The sequence below is a fragment of the Candidatus Filomicrobium marinum genome, from assembly GCF_000981545.1.
In the GTDB taxonomy this organism is placed as follows: Bacteria; Pseudomonadota; Alphaproteobacteria; order Rhizobiales; family Hyphomicrobiaceae; genus Filomicrobium; species Filomicrobium insigne.
Genome location: NZ_LN829119.1, coordinates 1,997,454 through 2,014,447 on the forward strand (window position 1 = coordinate 1,997,454; position 16,994 = coordinate 2,014,447).

At 56.3% G+C, this 16,994-nt stretch carries 9 protein-coding genes; 6 read left to right on the forward strand and 3 right to left on the reverse strand.

What is annotated here, in order from left to right:
• Positions 1 to 22: 22 nt before the first annotated feature.
• The 4 genes from fhuF (at position 23) to YBN1229_RS09420 (ending at position 7,537) form a co-directional block, all read left to right on the forward strand.
• Complete coding sequence (fhuF, locus tag YBN1229_RS09405) at positions 23 to 805, forward strand: siderophore-iron reductase FhuF (RefSeq protein WP_046478119.1); 783 nt, start codon at positions 23 to 25, stop codon at positions 803 to 805.
• Positions 802 to 2,439, forward strand: a complete 1,638-nt coding sequence (locus tag YBN1229_RS09410; protein ID WP_052743820.1) for an ABC transporter ATP-binding protein/permease — start codon at positions 802 to 804, stop codon at positions 2,437 to 2,439. Before fhuF ends, YBN1229_RS09410 begins: the two co-directional genes overlap by 4 nt.
• Before the next feature lie 280 nt (positions 2,440 to 2,719).
• Positions 2,720 to 6,115 (forward strand): glycosyltransferase, encoded by a 3,396-nt coding sequence (locus tag YBN1229_RS09415; RefSeq protein ID WP_052743821.1) that lies wholly within the window; start codon positions 2,720 to 2,722, stop codon positions 6,113 to 6,115.
• A 48-nt stretch (positions 6,116 to 6,163) separates the two neighbouring features.
• On the forward strand, positions 6,164 to 7,537 hold the full coding sequence (locus YBN1229_RS09420) for a polysaccharide biosynthesis/export family protein (protein ID WP_046478120.1): 1,374 nt from the start codon (positions 6,164 to 6,166) through the stop codon (positions 7,535 to 7,537).
• Here YBN1229_RS09420 and YBN1229_RS09425 read toward each other — a convergent pair.
• Positions 7,534 to 8,883, reverse strand: coding sequence for a hypothetical protein (locus YBN1229_RS09425; RefSeq protein ID WP_152024975.1), 1,350 nt, complete (start codon positions 8,881 to 8,883; stop codon positions 7,534 to 7,536). The genes YBN1229_RS09420 and YBN1229_RS09425 overlap by 4 nt on opposite strands.
• 259 nt (positions 8,884 to 9,142) lie before the next feature.
• Here YBN1229_RS09425 and YBN1229_RS09430 point away from each other — a divergent pair, with 259 nt between their 5' ends.
• Together YBN1229_RS09430 and YBN1229_RS09435 are read left to right on the forward strand one after the other, a co-directional pair.
• Positions 9,143 to 10,072, forward strand: coding sequence for an aldo/keto reductase (locus tag YBN1229_RS09430; RefSeq protein ID WP_046478122.1), 930 nt, complete (start codon positions 9,143 to 9,145; stop codon positions 10,070 to 10,072).
• A 1-nt stretch (position 10,073) separates the two neighbouring features.
• Entirely contained in the window at positions 10,074 to 10,754 is a 681-nt protein-coding gene (locus tag YBN1229_RS09435) for a DUF6064 family protein (RefSeq protein WP_046478123.1), read from the forward strand.
• Here YBN1229_RS09435 and YBN1229_RS09440 read toward each other — a convergent pair.
• Both YBN1229_RS09440 and YBN1229_RS09445 read right to left on the reverse strand, forming a co-directional pair.
• On the reverse strand, positions 10,748 to 15,049 hold the full coding sequence (locus YBN1229_RS09440; RefSeq protein WP_046478124.1) for a translocation/assembly module TamB domain-containing protein: 4,302 nt from the start codon (positions 15,047 to 15,049) through the stop codon (positions 10,748 to 10,750). The two genes, YBN1229_RS09435 and YBN1229_RS09440, sit on opposite strands and share 7 nt — an antisense overlap.
• Entirely contained in the window at positions 15,049 to 16,890 is a 1,842-nt protein-coding gene (locus YBN1229_RS09445) for an autotransporter assembly complex protein TamA (RefSeq protein ID WP_152024976.1), read from the reverse strand. The genes YBN1229_RS09440 and YBN1229_RS09445 overlap by 1 nt, the downstream gene beginning before the upstream one ends.
• Between the last annotated feature and the right edge of the window lie 104 nt (positions 16,891 to 16,994).

Here is a 16,994-nt window from a genome sequence, read left to right on the forward strand (position 1 = left end):
GTATGTGAGGATGAGGCGGGCAATGACGGTATTGAATTCACTTGAAACGTTCGGCAAATCTCTGGACGCCATTTTCGTGGGCGATCTGGAACACCTACGTCCTCACCTTGTCGTCGGGCGTTCGGAGCAAGCGAGCCGTTCAGTACGGGACGCGCTGGACGATTGCTGGTTGGATGCGATCGTAGAAAGTTTCAACCAAACGTATGGGAACACCCCGCGCACAGCCGTTCTTTCGATTTGGTCGAAATGGTATTTTGCGACCGCTCTCCCGCCCTTGATCTGCTCCAACATTCTTCTGGATCAAACACCACCGCTGGAGCTCGAGCATTTCCGGATTGCCTTTACTCCTGACCATAAGATCGACAGCGTTGCGATCCCCGAAGGAGAAGTCGCGCCGGTGCAATCACGCCCCGGAAACCGGCTGCTACCGATTGTCGAGAAGCACCTCTATCCGTTTGTAAAACTCTATCATGCGAGGACCGGCGTCAGCCGTCGCATCCTTTGGAACAACGCCGGAACTCTCGTGGAAGGTCTTCTGACGTATTTGGAGCGGGTGCAGATCGGGGGAGCGGCCCGAGACGAGTGTAGCGACTTCCTCCAACTACCTAATCTTCCGAACGGCAAGCGAAATCCCCTGTTCCAACCGGTCGCATACGTGTTGCTTGACGAGGTTCCCGCAAGACGCCGCCGTGTATGTTGCTTGAGGTTTCAGCTTCCAGACGGAAAGCTCTGTTGCGCGTGCCCCAAGCAAGAAGAACGCGTTGAAAGTAGCTCCGTGCCCGACGTGGAGGACGTGAAGGGGTGAGATCGGTTTCACGCGCAGGGTTGCGATACGCCTCCTCATATTTTTTGGAAACGTGGAAACTCGTACCGCTCATCTTGCTAGCAGCGGTCATTGCCTGCCAGCTTGGCGTTGTCGCCGCGCAAGTTGCGATGAACTATTGGCGAAACGATTTCTTTCAATCTCTACAGGACAAAAATTGGACGGAATTCGTTCGGCAGTTTTGGGTTTACATTCTGATTGCCGCAGCGCTGATTACAGCAACCGTTTATCAGAAGTATTTTGCGCAATGGTTGACCATTCATTGGCGCGACTGGCTTACACAACGTTTCCTTGATCTCTGGCTGGCGAATGCAAACTTCTATCGCGCGAGATTGAAACCAAAATCTGAAGACAACCCAGATCAGAGGATCGCAGAGGATACCTACAAGTTTGTATCGCATGTGATTTCGATCAGCGTCGGTCTGGTCGGCGCGACCGTCACTCTTGGGTCGTTCGTCACCATATTGTGGATCATATCACAGTCAGTGCCTGTCACATTGTTTGGTGAAGAACGTGTAATCCCGGGACTTCTCGTCTGGATATTGGTTTTGTACTCCGCTGCCGGGACGCTACTGGCGCATATGATTGGTCGACGACTGATCCCATTGAACTTTGAACAAGATAGAAGAGAAGGGGATTTCCGGTTCGGATTGATGCGCGTACGCGATAATGCGGAAGAGATTGCACTGCTAAACGGAGGAGCCCCTGAAAGGGGAGAGCTCAATAGCAGATTTAAAATGCTAGCTGAAAATTGGTATGCGCTCATGGCGCGCCAGAAGATGCTGAATTTTTTCACCGAAGCCTACAAACATTCCTCTCTTTATATTCCATACCTGTTGCTCGCACCATTGTATTTCTCTGGGGGAATTCAATTCGGAGCCTTCATGCAGGCAGGCTCGGCGTTTGCTCAAGTTCGCGGTGCGCTGTCATTTTTCGTAACCGCCTATGAGGAATTGAGCGAGCTGATTGCCGTGACACAACGGTTGAGCCGACTAGAAAATGATCTCGGAACGGCCCAGGAAATAGAGCCTTGCATACCATCGGAGAATCGCGAGGGGGATGTCCCTCGTCTGCATATCGCTCAACTGCGTGTGCTGGATCCAACAGAACGAGACACCCTCGGCCAGCTTGAGAGCCTAAATCTGGCAAGGGGAGAAGAATTCAAGATCGCGGGGCCGTCCGGCAGTGGAAAGACGAGCCTCGTGAAGGGGATTGCAGGGATCTGGCCATATGCACGCGGAGACGTTGCCTCGAATTTAGAGCGCACTTTGGTCCTTCCACAGCGTGCATACATGCCTCTCGGAACATTGAAGGATGCCGTCTCTTACCCGATGACGCGTGACGAAGTTGACGACGACATTGCGCAAGCGGCACTGCGCGATGTTGGGTTGGCTGCTCTAGTGGATAACTTGCACGATAAGACGATTGTGGAGCGGCTTTCCGGCGGCGAACTCCAACGCTTGAGCGTCGCACGTGCCCTGCTCTACAAGCCGGATCTACTCATACTCGATGAAGCAACATCTGCCCTTGAATGGACGGCTCAGTGTCAACTAGGCAACCTTGTCCGCGAGCGTTTGCCAGATACGATCATCATCGAAACGTCTCACGCTGAATAAAAGAATTCCCGCTGATTGAGATTCGGAGAAGCAGTCATCCTGAGACCATGACGGATATGCGCCGCGATGCGGATGCGTAAGCGGGTCTTGCCTTGGAGAACTCTAGGGTTGAACTGCGGAAACGCTGTTGCTCCATCTGTCACCATCTTGGCTCGGCGGCGAACAGGCAACCCGCCAATATGACGACGGAGGTCTCCGTTAAGCTTAATAAAATGTAAAAGCTCGCATCGATAAAGAGCGTACTAACAATTTGCCCGTGGGGCTTGTTGGTGTGTGGCAAATGATGAACGAGCAGGCGACCCCTATCTTCACAGACCCGACAGGGCGACGGAAACGCGTAACGAACCTGTTTGGAGGCATGCTGATCATTGCGGCCACGATGGCGCTTATTGGTTTGCTTGTCGCACTGATCCACAGTCCGGTTCTACCGTCATTAGAGCACGCGGCAGCTGTCGTCGAAGATGTACTAAGCGCAAAAGCTCCGGCTACGACGGGCGGCCTGAACGTAACCTCCCAACTGCCGACGCTGTTTGTGGCGTCTTCTCTCTCTCAAAACGCACTGCGATTTGCATTTGTCCAGTCCGGCGATTCGCGCAGTATTGGCTCATTGAAGGAGAACGCATCTCATCTCGACGCGATCATCGTTGACTGGCTAGGAGCTGTCTCACCAGATGGTAAAATTGCATTGCGCAATTCTGCCTCCATTGCGACTCTCAGAGAATGGATGCGCCAAACCACGCCTCATCTCGCAATTTTTCCACTGATCAGTGAGGAGTTCGTCGGCCGGAAGTTGGCGGCGGTCCTGGCGTCGGCAGATCTGCGCCGCAGGCTCGTGGGACAGATCGGCGAGTTTGTAAGGTCGCACGATCTTTCGGGTGTCACATTCGCACCGGGCCAAATGCCGAGCTCAAGCCACTACGCGATCGCATCGTTTCTCTCGGACCTTCGCGCTGAGATGCGAACCTCCGGGGGGAAGGTTATCATTCAGCTGCCGAACGCGGATGTTTCCTCACACGATGTGGAACTTGCAAATATTGCCGACTATGCGCTCCTGACCCTTTATGAGGATACTTACGCTACACCAGCAGCGCAGCCTCTCGCGCCCCAATCATGGTTTGAAGCCAAGCTGCATGCCGCGATCCGGAGGCTGGATCGCACAAAGCTGATCGTCGGTATTGGCGCATACGCAAAGGACACGAGTGACGCCGGGATTGCTCAAAGCATATCCATTCAAACAGCCTGGGATTTAATGGCCAGGTCCGGGGCGGAACTGTTGTTTGATGCCAACTCGCTCAACCCGCATCTTATGTTTGAAGACGGCAGAAGGACCAAGCACACTGTTTGGCTTCTCGATGCCGTGACGGGGTATAATCAGGGGCGGGTTGCGCTATCCATCCATCCGGCAGGCATTTCACTGTGGCGCCTTGGCCTCGAGGAGCCAAGCGTTTGGGATGTAATTGGTCGCTCGAATTTGCCGAAAGAGCAGCTCCTAGATCCCATCAAAGTCCCTCAACCAGCCAATGACGTCGTCGATCACGATAAGGGAGCTGTGTTCTCGATCTCCGATGAACGCAAGCCCGGGAAGCGTAACATCACGGTTGATCCCAGGCGGAATCTGATTGTCGATGAAAAGCTTATCGATATTCCGAAATCCAGAAAGGTCGAAAGCTGGGGCCAGAAAAACCAACGCCGCGTCGCCCTGACATTTGATGACGGACCGGACGCCGTCTATACGCCTGAAGTACTGGATATCCTCAAGGAAAAGAAGGTCCCCGCAACGTTTTTCATCATCGGGCAGAACGCGTTGCAAAACCCAAACCTGATGTGGAGGCTCTATGCCGAGGGCCACGAGATCGGCAACCATACCTTCACACACCCAAACCTTGCGGGCCGCAGCACGTCGGAAGCGGAATTTGAGCTCAACGCCACGCAACACGTGATCGAATCCCAGCTGAGAATTCGTACAGCGCTTTTCCGTGCCCCGTACAATATCGACGATGTGCTTACCAACCAGGACGGGCTTGATGTCCTCGATGTTGTTTCAAAGCTTGGGTACGTCAATGTAAGGGTGACTGTGGACCCCAATGATTGGGCCAATCCGACGTCAAAGCAAATCGTAAACCGGATCTTGAAACAGATCGCGAGCAAGGAGGACGACGAAAGCCTGGTCGTGCTCCTGCACGACTCGGGCGGTAGTAGGCGAAGCACGATCACGGCGCTGCCGATGATTATCGATGAGCTTCACAAACGGAATTACAAGTTCGCCTTGGTCAGCGACCTTCTGGGTGTTTCGCGAGACGAGGTGATGCAGTCCATCCATGCGAAGGGAATCATGTCGGTTGCCCTTGCAGAATTAACCGGAACAGGGCTGGGCTGGGTCTCCTTTTTTGTGCGGAGCATGCCGGTCCTGGCGATTGTTACCGCAGTGATCGGGATTTTGCGCCTGGCCGTAATTATCGTCTTCGCACTTCATCATTGCGTGCGCGAAAGAGATAGGCGTGCCTTGAAGTGGCGACCGAAAAGCTTGTCGATCCTCGTTCCCGCTTTCAATGAAGACAAGGTGATCTGCAAGACGATCCGTTCTTTGCTCGTCTCGAGATGGAGAAAGTTCGACATCATCGTCATCGACGACGGCTCGAGCGACGAAACGGCGGAAGTCGTGCGCCGGATGTTTTGGAAAACGCGGCGCGTCAAGGTCTTCAAAAAAGAAAACGGCGGGAAATCGGCGGCGTTGAATTTCGGACTGCGCCAGACCAATGCTGAGATTGTTATCGCACTTGACGCCGACACGATCTTCGAACCGGGCGCTATCGAGAAGCTCGTTCGCCATTTCGTTGATCCCAATGTCGGGGCGGTAGCAGGCCGCGCCGTAGTCGGTAACGAGGTATCGTTAATGGCCCGGTTCCAGTCGCTGGAGTATGTCTCGAGTCAGAACCTCGACCGAAGGGCTTTCGAGCGGTTCAATGCCATCGGCGTGGTTCCTGGTGCCATCGGGGCTTGGCGACGTGAGGGGCTCATCGAGGCTGGCGGGTTCCCGCACGATACACTTGCCGAAGACGCTGACGCTACGGTCGCGCTGGAACGCAGAGGTTGGAAGGTTCTCTACGAGCCCGCAGCCGTGGCGATGACGGAAGCACCGGAGACGGTTCGGGCATTTCTGAAGCAACGCTTTCGCTGGATGTACGGAACGCTTCAAGTGGCTTTCAAGCATCGCGGAGCATTGAAGGACCGCTCAGCGCCCGGCGTAAGATTCATCACCATTCCAAATATTATCATCTTCCAATTCCTATTTACGCTCTTGGCGCCAATCATGGACTTACTGTTGGTGATGACGCTGCTCGTAGGGCTACGAGAGTGGGTTCTAACTGGAGGTTTGATCGTTTCTGACAGCCTGATCAAGGTGTCAGTTTATTGGGCGGTGTTCCAAAGCATCGATGCCGTCCTTGCGGCGTTGGCCATTCGCCTCAACGGGGAGAGGCGGGCATGGTCGCTCTTTCCGCTGATATTCATTCAGCGGTTCTGTTATCGGCAACTTCTTTATGCCGTCGCCATTCGCACGCTGCTCGCCGCTATAAAGGGGCAGTTTGTGGGATGGGGTAAATTGCTGAGGACCGGAAACGTGCAGGAAATTGCGCGCCGACCGGTCCCCATGTCTGAAGCGGCAGCGCCGGCCTGACGCCCTGCGCAAGCTGTGTCCGTTTTTGATTGATTGCAGGAGTTGCAAATGTATTCACGTAAGTATTGCACGCACTGCGGCTCTCGCTCAACACTGCGCGCTAGATTTGATCATTTCTCACGCTTGAGCCGCGGGCTATCCTTACTCACAACGATTCTGGTTCTGGGATCCATCGCAAGCCCTTACGCGAAAGCCGCGGGGCCGCCCATTGATGGGACGCCGTCAGATGCTGTCGAACTTAGTGGAGATAAGGTTTCATTCGGGGACAACTTGAAGCTCCTGTTTTTGGAGCAGATTGGCGGCGTCGCCGCCGACCAAGACCTAGGCTCTTTGAACCTGGTGGAACGAACAGAACTTTCAGGCGAATATACTGTCCAATTGGACGGCGACATCATGCTCCCAATCATGGGGCCGCAGAAGATCGCTGGAAAGACTTACCTTGCCGCGCAGCAGCAGCTCCAGGAGGCTTACAAAACGCTGTTCGCCAAGAACGCACGGGTAAGCCTCACGATACTCAACCATGAGCCGATTTACATTCTGGGTAGTGTTGCGAAGCCGGGCACCTACGATTTTTCTTCCGGCATGACCGTGCTTCACGCGATCGCGCAAGCCGGCGGAATCAACATAGGCAACAGATCCGACATTTACGATCTCGTGCGCGAAAATCAGAGGCTTGAACTTTCTCTTCAGAAACAAAGAAAACTACTTGCGCGACTTGACGTGTTGAGGGCTGAGCGGGCTGAAACAAAACCAAAGCCTTCCGACCGACTTGTGCGGCTGGCGGGAAGCGACGCTGAAAAGCTCGTTGCCGAAGTGGAACATATCCGTGAGCTGGCTGTTGCAGAGCGAAAATTGCGGCTTTCGAGCTTGGACACCACGATCGAGTCCGCCGAACGAGAGCTCGCCGCACAGCGCGAACGTATCACGCACATCCGATCCAACTCGGATAGCAAGTTCGAACGAGCCAATATGCTCAAGGATCTCGCCAAGCGAGGCTCTGGCAATGCCTATCAGTATCTTCAGGCAAAGAGCGAATTCAGCGACGTGCAAGAACGGCTTACGGAGGTTAACGCGCTGATCGCTCAGATCGAAGACCGGCGCGCGCAATCCATCAATGAAAAATCCAAGATCGAAACGGAAGAGCAAATCAATCTAGAGCGGGAGATCCAGTCGGCAGAGGATCAACTCGTCGAGGAAAGCGCCAATGCATCCGCAAGCATGCGAATTCTCGGGCTATTTGATGGAGGAGTATCAAGTTACACGGAAAAGCAGGTAACCCAATTTTCCATCCTGCGCCGGAGTGTTGACGGAACGCACGAAATCGTCGGCGGTGAACTCACAGAACTCAGGCCTGGAGATCTCTTGAAGGTTCAGCTTCTGGCTCGCCCTGGTACCGCAATGTTGGGGCGAGTGGTTCGCTAGTCGCCGCGAGTATTGGCAGGTGAGCGATCCGGCTGCCGAATTCGGGCTGGGCATTCCAGCTCGAAATCAGTCAATGCGTCGCTGTGAAACTTGGGAGCCTCGATATCGTTTGCTTCGGTCGTAAGGAGGCCTGCGAGATCGGCCAACTCAGTATCCGAAAGGCCAAAGGTACGAACGGCCGTTATCGGAATGTGATGGTTCCAACTCCGGACCTCTTTGGCGGATCGCGCGCCGCTGGGAAAGGCATCGATATAAAAGGCCACGTCTCTCGCAAGCCGATCCTGTGGCATCGTTGGATGGGGATGAAGCTGGGCGAGACATCGGCGCGTTGCAGCGTTGCGGGTGGCGGCTTTGTCCTGCGTCTCGATGCAGCTTAAAAGGCTCGGCATTATATCTGCGCTGTCTGGCGGGGCGCCGATAAACGTCGCCCGATCATGAAAGAACGCGTAGTCCACCTCGGTGGGCTCAAGTCCGACCGACCTCCAGAGATCGATATAGGATTTGATCTTATAGCCATCGAAATCTTCGCGCGCGTACACTTGACGATAGGTATCGCGAACCGATTGATGACGCCCGAGCTCGGTTAGGCCATCCTCCCAAATCTTTCTGCGCATGGGATCGACCCACACCGCGCACATAAAGTGTTCGAGCGGAGAGGTCCCGTCGCAGGATTCAATCGGCGGGGGGACAAGCTCTAGAAACCGTAAGACATTTGGGAACTCAGTTCCGAAAGCTTGCTGGGTCAGTCTTGTGTTTCGCCTTGTCGCATTACCGACGATCCACTGCAACTCCCGGCCCTGCCCCGCCGTCGCCCCGCGGGGGCCCCAGGTCAACATCGAGCACGGATCTGTCGAGTTGCGGCACGCAAGAGATGTGTCTTCGGGGGAGGCCGCAACCGCTAACGGGTTTGGGCTATCCTGGCAAAAGTTCCATTCTGGTTTCCGCCCGAAGTCGGTTGCTTCGAATGTGAGCGTCATAGCCTCGATCTTGTCTTCGAGGTTCGGCACGGGCGTGCTTTTAAGAAGGGCGTTCCAAACGGAAACCGTCAACGTGCCTTTGACTGCTTCGCGGGACATCTGCAGTTGTTTGAAGTTCGGACATGCGGCGAGCGTCCGAATGGCATGAGCGGTTCTAAGGCTGAAAATACCTTTCTCCTCCCGATCAAGCTCCTGAACGGCCTCTTTGCGGTGACAATCGATCAGGGCTTGTCGTAGTGGTTCACGCAACTCAGCAAACGTCGAGTACGCACCGACACGAACTGGCGTGCGATCGACGTGTAAAATTATGGGATCAGACTGCTCGGCTAATGCGATGGGCGAAACGAATAAAAAGATGGCGCCAACCAACGGAAGCCACCGAACCGTCTGACACAGGAACTTTCGCGCGTACATTCATGCAATATAGCGGATTACGGGTGGCCTCGGAGCATCTTTGCCGACTTTCTAAACGGACGGTTTGGGACGCTCACCAAACCTCCATTACGGGATTGTTGAACGTAGGTTTGGGGCCCATATCCCAAGCAATCGCTCGCTCAAGCATTTCAGGTCATCGCCATAATCCTGTGGGCATGAGGCGAATAGGAGTATTGAGAGGGGGCAAGGTACGATGTTGATCGGACGCAGAACTGTCCTCCAAGGTGTTGGGGCGGCCGCGGTAGCTAGCGTCACTGGGTTGAGTTCGTCGCGAGTGTCCGCGGATCCGATTTCCAAGCCACTTACGAGGACCATCCCCTCAACAGGGGAAGACATCCCGGTGGTCGGACTTGGCAGTTGGATCACCTTCAATGTCGGCAACGATCCCGTACTTCTGGATACATGCGCGGACGTAGTCGCCGCTTTTTATGAAAGCGGGGGACGGCTTATCGATTCGTCGCCGATGTATGGCTCGTCCCAAGCGACCATAGGTTACGCCCTCAAGAAACTCAGCCTCCCAAATCCCATCTTCTCTGCGGATAAAATCTGGACGTCTTATGACTCCGAAGGGGCATCACAGTTCGCGGAAACGCGCGCCCTGTGGGGGCTCAAAACGATGGATCTCATGCAAGTGCACAACCTGCTTAGTTGGCGCGCGCATCTCGACATGCTGCAAAAGAAGAAGGCGTCCGGAGAAATCCGCTACGTTGGGGTCACAACATCCCATGGCCGCCGGCACGAGGACCTCGAAGATATCATGGCCAATCATGATATCGACTTCGTACAATTGACCTATAACGTGCTCGACCGTGAACCTGAGCAACGTATTCTGCCGCTGGCGCGCGAACGCGGAATTGCTGTGATTGTGAACAGGCCATACCAGCGGGGAACCCTGATCCAGCGCTTTTCCGGTAAGCCGTTGCCGCCCTTCGCTGCCGAGATCGATGCCGGTACGTGGCCGCAGCTTCTATTGAAATTCATCATTTCTCATCCCGCGATCACATGTGCGATTCCTGCAACCACACGTGTCCCGCACGTCCAAGAAAACCTCGCGGCCGCAGCAGGACGCTTGCCGGATGAGGGTATGCGCAAAGCCATAACCGATTACGTAGCGGAGCTATGAGGTGGCGGATTGGTCCAGCTATTCGCTCTCCGATTTCCTGCTGTTCTCACCGCAGGTCTACGAGCGGCTATTCGTTTTGCTCAATCGAGATATGTGGCCCTGGCAGCTTGCCGCGCTGGTGGGTAGCGTTGCCGTTTTGGCACTGACGCTTCGTGGGACACTATCGGGTTCACGCGCAGCTTTTGCAATTCTCGGAGCAGCGTGGATCTCAGTGGCGTCCATATTCTTCCTCGGACGCTACGAAACAATCAATTGGCTGGGCGCGTACATCGCCCCTGTGGCCGGACTAGAGGGAGCAATGTTGATCCTGCTCTCGTTTACCGACCGGGTTGGTCTGGTCGATCCGCGCAAGAACAGATTGGCCTTTAGCATTGGCTTGGCCGTCCTCGTGTGCGGCCTTTTCTTGTATCCGTTATTCGAGGCAGCCTTCGGTTTGAGCTTCGAAGGTGCGCAGGTCTTCGGGCTCACTCCGGATCCAACAGCGGTCGCAACACTTGGAGGCGTAGCGCTGCTGAGCGGTAGATTACGGTTTCTGGCAGCCGTCATTCCTGCCGCTTGGTGTATCTTTACAGCGCTGACGTTATGGACCCTCGAGCGGGCAGATTTCTTTCTCGCGCCGGGACTTTTGATCATAGCGCTCATGGCAATCTTTCTGCCGAGAAGCACTGACCAATCTCAGTAGTCCCACTCGAACCCAATGCCGACCTTGCTGTTCCCGTCGGCGCCGACCTCGCCGCGTGCTTTAAGCGACTTCGTTAAATCATGGTCGATAACGACGCGGCTTGAATCCATCGATGTGCCCCCGCGCACGCCGATATAGGTCTTCTCGTCGACATAGCTGCCAGCCGATACCGTTGCTCCGCCATTTTGATCGGTCCCAACGTCGAGTACATCAATACCAACCGAACTCTTGAGTTGATCGAGGACGCTGGGGCCACTCGATAACCCACCGATTTTGTCGATTTCGCTTGCGAGTTGTGCGAGCTGCAGCGGCGAAAGGCCCGCCAGTTCTTTGTTGAAAAGGAAGCGCGCCACGACTTCGTCTTCGGGAAGCTCCGGAATGGACGAAAATTTGAAAGTCGGTTTGGACGCCGCGCCCGTCACAGAAACGATGACCGTCACATCTCCGGCTGGTCCGGACGCCTCCATATCGAGCTGCGGCTCGACAGAGCCGTTGAAGTCGAGGTTGCCACGTTTGAAGTCAAGCTGCCGGCCGAGAATGGCCAAGCGCCCCCGCTCCATGGCGAACGCACCGACAGCCATGGGGCGGGCCGCGGTTCCCTGCAATCGCAAATCGCCGCCAAGCTGCGCATCCAGCCCGCGGCCGCGAACGAATATCCTGTTTGCGGCCTCGATCCGGATGTCGAGCGCCACGTGCATGGGTTCGCCTTCGCTACCCTCTCCCGAGCGCGCCTTTTCACGCTTTTGAATATGGGTGGGCGCGTTGACATGCTTCAGCTCAAGTTCGGAAACGGAACGTGGTAATTGGTTCGGCACGGTGACATCGAGACGCTTGATGTAGATCGTTCCGCCTGCCGTGAGGGCCGAGGGCGTGCCGCGAATATCCAGAGCCCCGTCCACCTCTCCAGCCATGAGCTGGCGATCGTCAAACTTGAAGCCCGACAAGCCGAGGGCAAGTTGAATGTCGACAGGAGCGCTACCGTCGATCACAACATTACCGTTGGCGTTTAGGGTGCCGCCCTTGGCGCTCGTGGCTTCGAGCTTTTCTATGGAGATCTTGCTTTGGGTGAAGCGGACGATCCCCTTGGTATCCGTTAGTTTCAGGCCCGTTCCGGGATCATCCACCGTAACGTTGGCGAGACTAAGCGAGCCTGCAATTGCTGGCGCTGCGATGGTGCCACCAACCTCAGCCGCAAGGGTTGCGCGGCCACCAACGCGTGTCGCCCGCGCTCCTAAAATACCGTTCGCTAAAGCTAGTGGAAGGTCGCCCGTGATCTGAGCCTTAACCTCTCCCCGGTCATTGGTTATGGCGGATCCATCAACGTTGACCTGAAGGTGATCGGGTCCACGAACCGTAACGACACCACTCGCCTTCTGGCCGGCAAACCGGCCCGTCAGGTCGATGTTAACGGGAGGCAGGTGCTGCGTTCGGCTGCGGCCTGCCGAGGCATTGCGCCAAGTAAGCTTCGTTTCTGCGACGGGTGAAGCCGATGAGCCGCGTACAGCAACCCTCCCGTCAATGACGCCCTCAAGTTCGAGGTCCTCAGTGAAGGCATCGGAAATATTCGCGGGAACAGCCTTGAGAACAACGTCTAAAGCGAGAGCGTCTGGCCCCGTGCCTCCCGCGATCTCAATGAGGCCGTCTCCTGCCGAGATCGCGATCTTCTGAAGTTTGGTTGCGCCATCAGCTATAGAGATTTGCGTAGGAGTCTTGAGGCGGAGTGAGCGCGCGCCCTTCCTTAACTCAGCCTCGCTAATCGCGACATCAAAAGCCGTGTCGCGCTGGGTAAGTCCGCTGACAAGACGGAAGGTTCCGCCATTGATGTTGCCCGCTCCGGTCACACGAACTGAAGCGTTCTCTGTGTTGTGCGCATCAACGCGCACGTCACTCACGTTCAGTCCATCGGTCGTAAGGTCCTGCAGCCGGAGTTCAGCATTGACCTGCAGTGCTGCCAGATAGTTCTGCGCACTACCAACGGCTTTGAAGCCGCGCAGCTGCATGCCCTCGTAACGGACACGATCAGCTTCCGCCCGCAAGACAACGGCGGGGGTGCCGGAGTTTTCAGAAAGCTCCAGGTGCGCGGCAAGCCCACCTTCAACGGGCTTGCCCATAATCACCGACAGGTCGGAAAGTGACGGTGCGGTAACCGACAGCTTGCCGATGGGTACGCCACTTGCTGTCGTGAGGATGTTGCCTTGCGCCTGTATCGCCCCAAACGAGATCCTCAAATCGTCGACAGCCGTAGCACCGTCCGCCGAAAAGGCGAGCCTGCTATGCCCGGATAAAGCGCGCTTCGCAATTTGCGCACCAATGGTGAATGTACCGGCATGTGCCGCAAATGAACCCTGCCCCGCGAACTTAGCGGTCGGGCTGGTCACTGGCTGTCCATGCAGTGTGACCCCTTGCCCATCAAGTGAGATATTCGTGGTGAAGCCGTTTCGCGGCCCCTTCAACTGTGCGATGAGCCGCGCTTGTCCTTTGAGTGCGTTGTCGAGCGAAGACAAATCTGCGACCTGGGCCTCGAAATTCACGTCGACCTTGGTGTCGTCGATTGCGCCGCTTGCTCGGCCGTTCAAACCCGCAGCGGTGAGTGACACATGGTTGATGGTAAGTTTGCCCGACGTCGCACCGTCGATTTTTCCTGAAAGGCGCGTCGTTCCTTTTAGTGCCTTGGCGAAACTTGGATTGACGGCCGCAAGGTCCTGGCCCGTTGCATCGAGCGCAACGGAAAAGGAACCGGTGCTCGGCGTAAATGATATCTCGGATTGTACGGTGATCTGCCCACCAAGTGGTTGCCCGGCAAGTGCGGACGTTTTGGAGAGATCTTGGGCCTCCAATTCAGCGGAGGCCGACAGGATGCCTCGTTTAAACGTGCCGCGTCCCCGAACAACACCAGCGGATGTGACGATACGTAAACCGTCAATCTTTCCTTCAGTTGAGGATAAGCTGCCCGTCAATTGCGCTTCTGGAGTTGGGCCGATTACATCTGAAAGACCCGGCGTGAGCGGCTGAAGGCCCTGCGGAACTATGCGTACGTCGATACGCCCTAGCGCGAGTTCGGACTCGCCAGCCGGGTGTTGCTGGATGCCTTGGCCTGTAACGTCCAGGCGTTCAAGGCTCCCCCAATCGCCAGCCAGATCTTTGGCAATGAGCGAGGTCTCGACGCGGCGCTCTGACTTCGTCTCGGGCAGCAAGAGATGAACTTCGAGATCACGAAAAGAGAGCGGAGCGTCCGGGCCGAGCGCGATCTGAACGTTTTGACCGTCAGCCCGCGTCACACGCGCATCAAGACGCCCAAACGCATAACCTTCGTCCGGTTCAAATCCACCAGCAGCCGTCACGCGCAACGCGTCGCTCGCGAGCAGAACACTTTCAGCATCAAATCGCTTAATCCCGGCCCAGGCTCCCTTGATCGTGCCTGTAGTTTTTCCGGCAAGTAAGCTGGAAAGCGCTGGCGGGACGAAAGCTTGCAGATATCCCTCAAAGCGCGCATCGAGATGATGGCGTTCGCCGTCTCGATCGATCTGAACCGTACCCGCCGCAAACGGCTGGTCCGTCGCCGCCATTGACCACTGCGCACGCCATGCGTCCAACAAACCAGTGCCATTGAAAACAAAGCTGAGCGGTGGTGCGCCAGGGATGTCGAGCAGCGTCGCCACGAGCCCTCGCCCCGGTTCGGAAGCCTGCGCGACCAGATCAAGAGAGCGCTTGTCGGGACGGTAGGATAAGTGCGCCTCTAATTTGCCGCCGGGTACATCGAGCCGTCTGATCTTGATCTGAGCAGAGAGCCCACGCTCAAGATCAACGAGGTCTGCGCGGCCGGACACATGAAGGCGAGCCGGAACATCTGTAGCCTCGCGGAGCACGATCTCCTTGATTTCTAATCGCTGTGCGGTAAGCGCGACGAGCGAAGAATCCGATGAGGTCGAATTGGTTGAGTGTTGAGACGCGGGTAACGGAGTGCGTTGAATATCGACCATCCCAACCGTGAGATTGAGGATTTCCAAGCGTCCGTGGATCAGAGCCAAGGGGCGCCAGGAGAATTCGACATTGCGAACGTCGAGCCAAGTTCCATCCCGGTCCTGAACGCCGATACGGTCGATGCGGCCTTCCGACAGCAGCGATCCCTCAAGCGTGCCGAAAGTAACGCCGCCGTCCGCCGAAGCGATGGCGTATTCGGCAATGCGTAGCGCAAAACGCTGCCCCGTGGTGGTCATCAGCGTCAGAAATGTCACCAGAGCGACAACAATGAATCCGGCGAGGATCCGGCCGGCCCATATGGCGGCACGGCGCATCAGAACGCCTGCCCGAGACCGACATACAGGCCAAAGCCCGGACGGTCATCGCGTTCGGTCAGGGGCACGGCAGCATCGAGCCTGATCGGCCCGATAGCCGAGAAATAGCGCAGTCCAATCCCCGCGCCGACATAAAGGGGATCCGAAAAGTCGAACGTGCTTTCGGAAGAAACCGCTGCAACGTCGATGAACGGCACGAGCCCAATTGTTTCTGTCACGCGGAGCCGCAACTCAGCCGAAGCCTCGGCAAGCGCGAGGCCGCCAGTAACTTCGCCGCGGTATTCTGGTCCGAGACTGCGATATTCGTAACCGCGAGCCGAGCCGCCGCCACCTGCAAAAAATCGCGACGTTGCCGGGACATCGATCAGGGAGGCGCCAGCAACGCTGCCGACGACAACCCGACCTGCAAGAATAGCGCGGCGTTCTTCGGTAAGCGCAAGATAGCTGGCGAGTTGGGCACGGCTCTCGACAAACGCATTTCCCCCGGCCACGTCGACCGTAGGTGCACCGCGTAAGAAGATGTGCACGCCGCTTGCCGGGTCGAGTTTGTTGTCGCGTGTATCGTAATCAATCTCTGTTGGCAGGGAGATAAGGGTGAAGTCCCGGTCGCCGAACGCATCCTCAACGTAGGCCTGACGTCCTTCCAAAGCGATCGTTCCAGACAAGTGGTCGTCAAACCGGCGAGACAGCCCTCCCTTAATGCGTCCGGAATAACTGTCGTACGTATCGGGGGCTTCCCGCTCAAAGCGAAATTCGAGAAAGAGATCCGTGTCGATATCGAGAATGCCCGGCTTCGAGAACACAGCGCCGGCGTTGTACTGGAGCTGATCAATAGAATCGGCACCGAGCCGTGAGACTGACCCATCCACGCGCAGTCGCTCACCCTCGCCGAATAGGTTTCTGTGTCCCCAGAAGGCTCCAACTTCCGCGCCATCGAGCGTGGAAACGAAAGCGGTCGCGCCAAAAAAACGAGGTTTGCGCTCGGTGACATCGAGCGTGATCGGAATGCCCCCGCTTGCGTCGACGTTTTCACCCTCAACAATGCGGACGCTCTCGACGGCTTCAAGCTTGCGCAAGCGCTCCCGCGTTGTCTTGAGATCCTTCGGGTCGAAGCGTTGTCCGGGCCTCAGCGCGCTTTGGTCTGCGATGGTGTCGCTACTCATGTCCTTCGTACCGACAACACTAATCCAGCCGTAGACAGCCGGTGTGCCGGGATCAACAGCAACCTGGACATCGACCATAGCGCGGGCGTGGTCGGCGCGAATGTCCTTCTGAGCCACGCGGGCGAAAGGATATCCGGCCCTGCGCCACTCTTCTGCAAGCCGGTCAATTGCAGTGATGATGATATCCGACCGTGCAGGCGCGCCACGCACAAGTTTGTAGAACTCGGGCTCTGTCGGAGGTTGAGCGCGGGTCGGGGCGGTTTGTGTGAAAGCCACCTGCCCAAAGTGGAAAACCGGCCCCGGCGCGATGCTTATCTGGACAACGATGGGAGCTGACGGTGTTGCTTCGATTGCGTCCGCGTTGAAGGTGCCGAGAGGAATGCCAGCGATGCGAACATCAATTTTCGCGCCGTAGTGCGCTTCGGCGTAGAGCGCTGCGGTTAGCTGTTCGATATCAGCCTGGGCACGTGCGGCAAGAGCGCCGGTATCAGCCGCGCCTTGTTTGGCGTTCGTTACGAGCAGGGAAATCTGCGAGAGTTTGTCCTTGAGGCTGCGGTCTTCTCCATCGATTCCGATGGCCGCCGTATAAGCCAGCGCCCCCTCCGGTACAGCATTCTGTTCACCGATAAGTGACACACCAAAAAGGTCCACGGCATGTGCATAAACCGTAGACAACATCAGCAGCAGCGCTACTGCCCCCAAAACGCGGGTCAATCTGAAAAAGGAAGAGAACAATAGTGATCCGATTTGCGTTTGTTTTCAGGTCTTTACGCAAATACACC

Excerpts from the sequence above, each read along its gene's own strand:
- YBN1229_RS09445 (WP_152024976.1), bottom strand. The coding sequence starts at position 16,890 with ATGTTGTCTACGGTTTATGCACATGCCGTGGACCTTTTTGGTGTGTCA.
- YBN1229_RS09430 (WP_046478122.1), top strand. The coding sequence starts at position 9,143 with ATGTTGATCGGACGCAGAACTGTCCTCCAAGGTGTTGGGGCGGCCGCG.
- YBN1229_RS09440 (WP_046478124.1), bottom strand. The coding sequence starts at position 15,049 with ATGCGCCGTGCCGCCATATGGGCCGGCCGGATCCTCGCCGGATTCATT.
- YBN1229_RS09415 (WP_052743821.1), top strand. The coding sequence starts at position 2,720 with ATGATGAACGAGCAGGCGACCCCTATCTTCACAGACCCGACAGGGCGA.
- YBN1229_RS09420 (WP_046478120.1), top strand. The coding sequence starts at position 6,164 with ATGTATTCACGTAAGTATTGCACGCACTGCGGCTCTCGCTCAACACTG.
- fhuF (WP_046478119.1), top strand. The coding sequence starts at position 23 with ATGACGGTATTGAATTCACTTGAAACGTTCGGCAAATCTCTGGACGCC.